We start from the raw sequence: 993 nt of genomic DNA on the forward strand, positions 1-993 counted from the left end.
ATATAATTATTGGCTATTTCATTAAGAATATTGAAGGGTGCATATTCTCGTATGAAATATTCATAGTTACCATCTTCATCATAAGGARTTATAATTCTACTAGTATTTAAAGCATATGAATATGGATTAATATCAAAATCTCTGGAATAATTTCCATATACTGGATCGGAAGCTCTATTTAAAGTGCCCGGAGCTTTTTGATCTCTAATATTACCTTGAATTAAAACTTCACCTCTTAATTTTTCGGATATTCTAAAAGTATTATTAAGATTGGCCGTAAATCTTTTTGTGGAATTACCTAAAGTAAATCCTTTATCTTGCATATAGCTTGTTGAAACGTAAGTCTGACTTTTATCTGTACCTGTCGTTACACTCAAAGAATGATCATGCATCAATGAAGAACGAAAGAGTATATCAAACCAATCAGTATTAGCTTTTGCATAACGATTTAAGAACTCTATTCTTGAAAACCTGTCGTTTCGAAGAGCAAAACTATCTGTTCTCTCATCATATTCATACATAAGATTATACATCTTATGAAAAACTCCTCCAGTGGCTGCTCTTGATACTGAAGAATGATTTAAATATCCTTTATTCTCTAAATCGATTAAAAGGGCCATTTGTTCGGCCGAATTCAATATATCAAATTCACTATAAGTTGGTTTTATATACGTTGAATAATTTCCAGAATAATTTAAATTAATAACACCTTCTGTATTTCGACCTCTTTTTGTTTTAACTATTACCACACCATTCATAGCTGCTGCACCATACATAGCGGTAGCCGCCGCATCCTTTAGTATTGTAAACTCTTCTATATCATCTGGATTTAATCCTGCTACAGACTGACCCCAACAAAGTGTTTGCATCCCCTGTCGATAATGCCTCATTAAGAAATATTCTACTTCGACATTCATCCAATAATAAACCATCCCAGTTCTAATAACCCAATGATCGATTTAAGTTTATACTCCTCTAATTCGAATGAAGCTT

1 pseudogene is annotated in these 993 nt (G+C 32.3%); it reads right to left on the reverse strand.

Going from position 1 to position 993, the window contains the following annotated elements:
- A pseudogene (locus tag SD31_RS13995) lies at nucleotides 1–917 on the reverse strand (SusC/RagA family protein); the annotation flags it as partial.
- Nucleotides 918–993: the final 76 nt, after the last annotated feature.

It is taken from the genome of Sphingobacterium sp. T2 (assembly GCF_000814685.1).
GTDB lineage: Bacteria > Bacteroidota > Bacteroidia > Sphingobacteriales > Sphingobacteriaceae > Sphingobacterium > Sphingobacterium thermophilum.